This is a genomic window from Streptomyces sp. CC53, from assembly GCF_001865245.1.
Lineage (GTDB): Bacteria > Actinomycetota > Actinomycetes > Streptomycetales > Streptomycetaceae > Streptomyces.
On sequence record NZ_MKXB01000105.1, the window covers coordinates 1 to 6,959 of the forward strand.

At 75.6% G+C, this 6,959-nt stretch carries 6 protein-coding genes; 1 reads left to right on the top strand and 5 read right to left on the bottom strand.

What is annotated here, in order from left to right; translation table 11 throughout:
* Positions 1 to 223: 223 nt before the first annotated feature.
* From proC to BJP40_RS09750, 5 genes are all read right to left on the bottom strand, one after another.
* Positions 224 to 1,033 (bottom strand): pyrroline-5-carboxylate reductase, encoded by an 810-nt coding sequence (gene proC / locus BJP40_RS09730; protein ID WP_071280029.1) that lies wholly within the window; start codon positions 1,031 to 1,033, stop codon positions 224 to 226.
* A 145-nt stretch (positions 1,034 to 1,178) separates the two neighbouring features.
* A complete protein-coding gene (locus tag BJP40_RS09735) occupies positions 1,179 to 1,916 on the bottom strand; it encodes an ABC transporter permease (protein ID WP_071280030.1) in 738 nt (245 codons plus the stop codon).
* Entirely contained in the window at positions 1,913 to 2,710 is a 798-nt protein-coding gene (locus tag BJP40_RS09740; RefSeq protein WP_071280031.1) for an ABC transporter ATP-binding protein, read from the bottom strand. Before BJP40_RS09740 ends, BJP40_RS09735 begins: the two co-directional genes overlap by 4 nt.
* Before the next feature lie 547 nt (positions 2,711 to 3,257).
* Entirely contained in the window at positions 3,258 to 3,746 is a 489-nt protein-coding gene (locus BJP40_RS09745) for a hypothetical protein (RefSeq protein ID WP_175500097.1), read from the bottom strand.
* Between the two features lie 33 nt (positions 3,747 to 3,779).
* Complete coding sequence (locus BJP40_RS09750) at positions 3,780 to 4,034, bottom strand: peptidase (protein ID WP_071280032.1); 255 nt, start codon at positions 4,032 to 4,034, stop codon at positions 3,780 to 3,782.
* A 130-nt stretch (positions 4,035 to 4,164) separates the two neighbouring features.
* Here BJP40_RS09750 and BJP40_RS09755 point away from each other — a divergent pair, with 130 nt between their 5' ends.
* A complete protein-coding gene (locus BJP40_RS09755) occupies positions 4,165 to 6,759 on the top strand; it encodes a serine/threonine-protein kinase (protein WP_071280033.1) in 2,595 nt (864 codons plus the stop codon).
* Positions 6,760 to 6,959: the final 200 nt, after the last annotated feature.

The following is a 6,959-nucleotide window of genomic DNA, read 5'->3' on the forward strand; positions in this document are numbered from 1 at the left end:
TCATGCCGAGCCCGGAGGCCAGCAGCCCCATTGCAGGACCGCAGAAAACATAACGGGGGCGGGCTCCGGTGCGGGGCGGGCCTGCGGGGGTGGCGGCTCTCGCCGGCCGCGGCGGACGAGCGGCGCCTGCGGACGAGCGGCGCCTGCGTTCGGTCGGCACGCGGACGGTGGGCGTCGGCGGGTTCCGGGGCGGACGGGGGGCGGGGGCCCGCGCGGGGGTCGGTCAGCCGTTGCCGGAGGCGAGTTCGCGGCTGCGGTCGCGGGCGGCCTCCAGTGCGGCGATGAGGGCGGCCCGTACCCCGTGGTTCTCCAGTTCGCGGATGGCGCTGATGGTGGTGCCGGCGGGGGAGGTCACCGCCTCGCGCAGCTTGACCGGGTGCTCGCCGCTGTCGCGGAGCATCACCGCCGCGCCGATGGCGGCCTGGACGATGAGGTCGTGGGCCTGGGCGCGGGGCAGGCCCAGGAGGATGCCCGCGTCGGTCATGGCCTCGACGAGGAAGTAGAAGTACGCGGGGCCGGACCCGGAGAGGGCCGTGGCGGCGTCCTGCTGGGACTCGGGGACACGCAGGGTCTTGCCGACGCCTCCGAAGATCTCTTCGGCGTGGGCGAGGTGGTCGCCGGTGGCGTGGCTGCCGGCGGAGATGACGGACATGCCCTCGTCGACGAGGACGGGGGTGTTCGGCATGACGCGGACCACGGGCGTGTCGGGGGCGAGGCGTTCCTCGATGAACGTGGTGGTGATGCCGGCGGCCGCGCTGATGACGAGGCGGTCGGGGGTGACGTGGTGGGTGAGCTCCTCGAGGAGCCGGCCCATGTCCTGCGGCTTCACCGCGAGGATGAGGGTGTCGGCGCGCTTGGCGGCGTCTTCGTTGGAGACGGCTTCGACGCCGTACCGCTCGGTGAGCTCCCGGGCGCGTTCGGGGCGGCGCGCGGTGACCAGGAGGTGGGCGGCGGGCCAGCCGGCGCGGATCATTCCGCTGAGGAGGGCCTCGCCGATCTTTCCGGTGCCGAGGACCGCGACTGTCTGGGTCATGTTCTGCTCACCTCGCCGTGGGGTTCGTGCCTGGGGCCATCCTTCCACTGGGAGCCCCGGCGGGGCGGTGGCGTCCGAGGGGCGGTACGGACGGGATCGCGCACGCAGGGGTCGGGGCGGGCGCCCGGTCGGCGGGGTCGGGGCGTCAGGCCGTGCGGCGGCGGAGGGTCGCGGCGCCGAGGACGAGGACGAGGAGGGCGCAGGCGGCGACCACCAGGGCGTCCCGGAGGAAGGCGCCGGTGACGTCGGAGTGGCGGAGTACCTCGTTCATTCCGTCGACGGCGTACGACATGGGCAGCGCGTTCGAGACGGCTTCGAGCACGGGGTGCATCTGGTCGCGCGGGGTGAACAGGCCGCACAGCAGGAGCTGCGGGAAGATCACCGCCGGCATGAACTGCACGGCCTGGAACTCGGAGGCGGCGAAGGCGGAGACGAACAGGCCGAGAGCGGTGCCCAGGAGCGCGTCGAGCAGGGCGACGAGGAGCAGCAGCCACGGTGAGCCGGTGACGTCGAGGTCGAGCAGCCACAGGGCGACAGCGGTGGCGAGGACGGACTGCACGACGGCGAGCCCGCCGAACGCGAGGGCGTAGCCGGCGATCAGGTCTGTCTTGCCGAGGGGCATGGCGAGAAGGCGTTCCAGGGTGCCGGAAGTGCGTTCCCGCAGGGTGGCGATGGACGTCACCAGGAACATGGTGATCAGCGGGAAGATGCCGAGCAGCGACGCGCCGATGTCGTCGAAGACGCGGGGGCTGCCGTCGAAGACGTACCGCAGCAGGGTGATCATCAGCACCGGTACGAGCAGCATCAGGGCGATGGTGCGGGGGTCGTGGCGGAGCTGGCGCAGGACGCGGGCGGCGGTGGCGAGGGTGCGGGCGGGATTCATCGCGGGTCCTCGGGAGCTCGGTGGGCGGTGCCGCCGGTGGGGTCCGCGGCGTTCGCGGTGTCGACCAGGTGGAGGAACGCCTCCTCGACGGTGGCGGTGCCGCTGCGGCGGCGGAGGTCGTCGGGGGTGTCGTCGGCGAGGAGTTCGCCGGCGCGCATGAGGAGGAGGCGGTGGCAGCGCTCGGCCTCGTCCATGACGTGCGAGGAGACGAGGAGGGTGGTGCCGCGGTCGGCGGCGATGCGGTGGAAGAGGTCCCACAGGTCGCGGCGGAGGACGGGGTCGAGACCGACGGTGGGCTCGTCGAGGACGAGCAGGTCCGGTGCGCCGAGCAGGGCGACGGCCAGGGAGACGCGGCTGCGCTGACCGCCGGAGAGCCGGCCGGCGAGGGCGTCCGTGTGGCCGGTGAGGTCGACGTCGGCGAGGGCCCGGGTGACGGCCTCGGTGCGGGCGTCGCGGTGGCGGCGGCCCGGCTGGAGCACGGCGGCGAAGTAGGCGAGGTTCTGTCGGACGGTGAGGTCGTCGTAGACGGCGGGGTTCTGGGTGACGTAGCCGATGCGGCTGCGGAGGGCGGGGTCGCCTGCGGTGCGGCCGAGGACGGTGAGGGTGCCCGCGGTCCTGGCCTGGGTGCCTACGACGGCCCGCATGAGGGTGGTCTTGCCGCAGCCGCTGGGGCCCAGGAGTCCGGTGATCCGCCCGGGCGGTACGGAGAAGTCGAGACCGCGCAGGACCGTGTGGCCGCCGCGCACGGCGGTGAGGCCGCGGGCGTCGACGGCCGCGGCCGACGAATTCATCATATGATGAATATTGGGTGTGCGGGTGGCCGGGCGTCAAGGACGCGGGGCGGCGGGTACCGGGGCGCGGCCACCGCGCGTGGTGACGGAGGACGGCACGGAGCCGCAGGGAACGCGCCGGCGCAGCGACGCCGGACGCATCCGCGCCTGCGGACCGGCGGCATACGAGCCGCATACGAGCCGACAGGGGCCTTGCGGCGGGCTTCGGCCCGACGATGGGCGGGGCGCGGCGGCGGGGACAACGGCGCAGAGCCCGGCGGCGGGTGCAGCGGCGGGAGTGCAGCGGCGCAGAGCCCGGCGGCAGACATCTGGTGGTGGCGCAAAGGGGCCGCTAGGTCCGGCAGCGGACAGGCCCGTGCAGGCTCGGGCGGCGGAGGCCCGCGCAAGGGGCCCGGCGGATGGCCGGCGGCGGGTGATGGGCGGTGGGGCGTCAGGGGCGGCGGTGGGGCGGTCGGCTCGGGAGCCGGTGCGGTCGGCACGGCGCGGGGCCGGGGGGAGCCGGGCGGCTGCAGGAGCCAGGGGCGGGCGGGGTCCGGTGGCGGCGTCGGCGTCAGCGGCGGCGCTTGCGGGTGGCCGGGTTGCCCGTGCGGGTGGCGCGGCGCTTCTCGTACTGCGCGCGGGACGCCTCGTACTCCGCGCGCAGCAGCGCCTCGCCCGGGGCCTCCTTCAGCGAGCGGCAGAAGTACGCGAGCAGCGAGCCCACGAAGCCGATGGCCTTCAGGCCCCGCAGGGACTCCTCCCGGGCGGGGTCGGCGGGGCGGCGGGTGAACCCCTCCCACGTCTTGCGGAAGGCGAGGGCCGTGCAGACGGCGAACATGGCGAGGACCAGCCCGTTGACGAAGCCGCCGACCTGGGCGACGGCCAGCCCCTCGTACGCCAGCCGCAGGACCAGGGTTCCGGCCACCGCGGCCGCCAGGGAGCCGGCGGCCGCTCCGGCGCGCCGCAGCCCGTACCCCCCGTCGTGCGCGACCCAGGTCGTGCCGAAGAAGCGCAGGGGTTCGGGCTGCGGGCCCGGCGTCGTGGTCTGCTCGGTGGTCACGGGCCGATTATCGCCCAGCCGCCGCCGGGGGCGTCAGGCGCAGCGGACGGTCACGTAGCCGTCGCTGCCGGTCTTCACGTAGGCGTCGGAGACGTACTCGCCGTTGCCGATGTTGTCCCAGATGTTGGTGGTGCCGTACGTGCCGGTGACCCAGGTGCCGGGCGTCTGGCAGTTGACAGGCACGCTCACGCCCTCGGGCAGCACCTTCACGATGCCGTACCGCGTGCCCGGGCCGCTGCGGACGTTCAGGCGGACGCCGGGTGCCACCGGGTAGCGCTTCACCGTCATATTCGATCCCCCCTCCGGTGTCGCCGATCCTGTGCGGCGACCGTGCGAGGGAGGCTAACAAGCCACACCGACATCGCACGCATCATCGACTAGGCTCCGAGCGTCGCGGGAGCATGTACGGGGGTGGAGGATGCCGCCGCTGCGCGGAACCGGACCCATACCGGAAGCGGAACCTCCGGAGCGCCTGGAGTACGCCGGGAGGTACCGGCTCGGGGAGGTCCTCGGGTCCGGGGGCATGGGAGTCGTCCGACTGGCCGTCTCGGGCTCCGGGCTGCGTCTGGCCGTCAAGGTCGTGCACCGCGAGCATGCGGCGGATCCCGAGTTCAGGGCGCGTTTCCGGCAGGAGGTCAGCGCCGCGCGTCGGGTCAGCGGGGCGTTCACCGCGCCCGTCGTGGACGCCGACCCGGATGCCGACCGCCCCTGGATGGCGACGCTGTTCATCGAGGGGCCGACCTTGTCGGAGCGCGTGAAGCGGAACGGTCCCCTGGCTGCGGCCGAACTGCGCAGGGTCGGCGCGGGGCTGGCGGAGGCCCTGCGCGACATCCACCGCGTCGGGGTCGTGCACCGCGATCTCAAGCCAAGCAACGTGCTTCTCGCGTCGGACGGCCCGCGTGTCATCGACTTCGGGATCTCGCGGCCGGCGGACAGCGACGTGCGGACGGAGACCGGCAAGCTCATCGGCTCCCCGCCGTTCATGGCGCCGGAGCAGTTCCAGCGGCCGCGCGAGGTGGGTCCGGCGGCGGACGTGTTCGCCATGGGCGCGGTGCTGGTGCACGCGGCGACGGGGCGTGGGCCTTTCGACTCGAACAGCCCGTACATCGTGGCGTACCAGGTCGTCCACAACGAGCCGGACCTCGCCGGGGTGCCGGATGAGCTCGCCCCGGTGCTGCTGCGGTGTCTGGCGAAGGACCCCGCGGAGCGGCCGACGCCCGAGGAGCTGATGACGGCGCTGCGGCTGCCGGAGGAGCACGGGCGCGTTCCCACGCAACGGCGGCGCCCGGCGCAGGCCCTGGGCGCGGACGTCGGGGCGGGTGCTGCTGCCGCTGCGGGACACGCGGTGGCGGAGGGTGCGGCCGGTGAGGCTGCGATCCGCGAGGCCGGAGAGGCCGGGCGGGCAGCCGGTGGTACCGCTGGTGGCGCCGGGGAGGCAACCGGTCGTAGCGCTGGTGGCGCCGGGCAGGCAGCCGGTGGTGTGGCCGGTGCGCGGGAAACGGGTGTGGCGCACCCCTCGCCCGATGCCAGTGGTGCGGCGGAACATCTGGGGCCCACCGGCGGCGCGGCGGGTGCCGTACCTGCTGCGGCTGCCGCGGGAGAGGCCGCCGGGGTCGTGGGAACGCCGGCGGGCGCCTCGGGCGGTGCCTCCGTCACCGGTGCCGCCGCCGCGGCGGGAGCGGGCACCGCACCACCGGCCGTGCGGCGGCGGTTGCCGCGGGCCCTCGTGGGGGTCGCCGCGGCGCTCGCCGTGGGGGCCGCGGGGATTGTGGTCGCCGTTCAGGGGTTCGACGCGTCGGGAGCCCGGCCCGCCGGGCCCGCCGGCGCGACGGTGCGGGCGTTCACGCCCTGGACCGTCCGCCTGGGAGCGGAGGACGGCACTGCGGCGGGCTCCGGGGCCGACCGGGAGCACGGCGCGGACGGCCGCTCGGGCCAGGAGGTCACGGGCGGCACCGGAGGGGCCGCCCCGCAGCCGCCGGTGTGCGCGGCCCACGGCACCGACCTGTACTGCACGGCGCCCGGGATCAAGGCGGCGCGGCTGCGGCAGGTCGGCGGCGACCGGGTCTGGTCGGTGCCGGGCGGCGGTGCGGAAGGTTCCGGTGGCGGTGCCGAACTGTTCGTGTCCGGCGACGGGGTGTACGTGGTGAGCCCGGGAACCGCAGCGCAGGAGCACGCCCGGCTTGAGGCGCTGGCCCTCGGCGACGGCTCGCTCCGGTGGGGCCACGACCTCGCCTCGTACGCGCGGGTCGTGCCGGTCCGCGGCGGGGTGCTGGTGGTGCTGGCCGACGGGCGGGTGCGGGTGCTGGACGCCGGGACGGGCGCCGAGCGGTGGACCGGGCGGCCGGCCGGGGGCGGCGCGCAGTGGGTGGCGGGCCGGGACGGGCACCTGGTGTTCGCCGTGGCCCCGGCGGCCGACGGAGCTTCGACGCTGGTCACCGCCGTGGACCCGGCTGACGGGACGGTGCGCTGGCGGGAGCGGCTGACGGGTGCTCTGTCTCCGGTGGAGACGACGGCGGACGGCGGGGGGCTGGTGCTGCTGTCGGCGGACGCGGAGCAGTTCGTGGACGCGGTCGTACGGCTCGGCACGGAGGACCGGACCGTGCGGCGGGTGCCGCTCGCGACCCCGGCGGACCAGGCGCAGGCCGCCGTCGACGGGGACACCGTCTACGTGGTGGGGTCGGGCGGGTCGCTCGCCGCGGTGGACGTGGGTGCGGACGGCCCCGGGCGGGAGCGGTGGCGGCTGGAGACGGGGGCGGCCCGGGTGTCGCGGCCGGTCGTGGCGCGCGGCGGCGACCGCTCCTTCGTGCTGCTGTCGGCGAGCGACGGGCGGCTGCTGGCGGTGGACTGCGCACAGGCGGTCATGGCCGGGCAGAGCCCGCCGCGGCGGGCCGCCGGGGGACGGTCGTACGTGCCGGCCCTGCCCGCCCCGGTGGTGGCGGGCGGCCGGGCGTTCGCGTCGGCGCCCGACGGTTCGGTGTTCGCGGTGGACGCGGGCGACCCCGCACGGTGGTGAGGCGGCGGGGCCTGCGAGCCGGGCCCGCAGGCACACCACCGTAGGCACCGGCCCGGACCGGCGGGGCTCAGCGCCGCAAGGCACCGTCCGACGGACCCGCAGACCCACCGCCGCAGGACACCCCACTCACCGACCCACAGACCCACCGCAGACCGGCCCACAGGCCCAGCACCGCCGACTCATCGCGACCGACCCGCAGA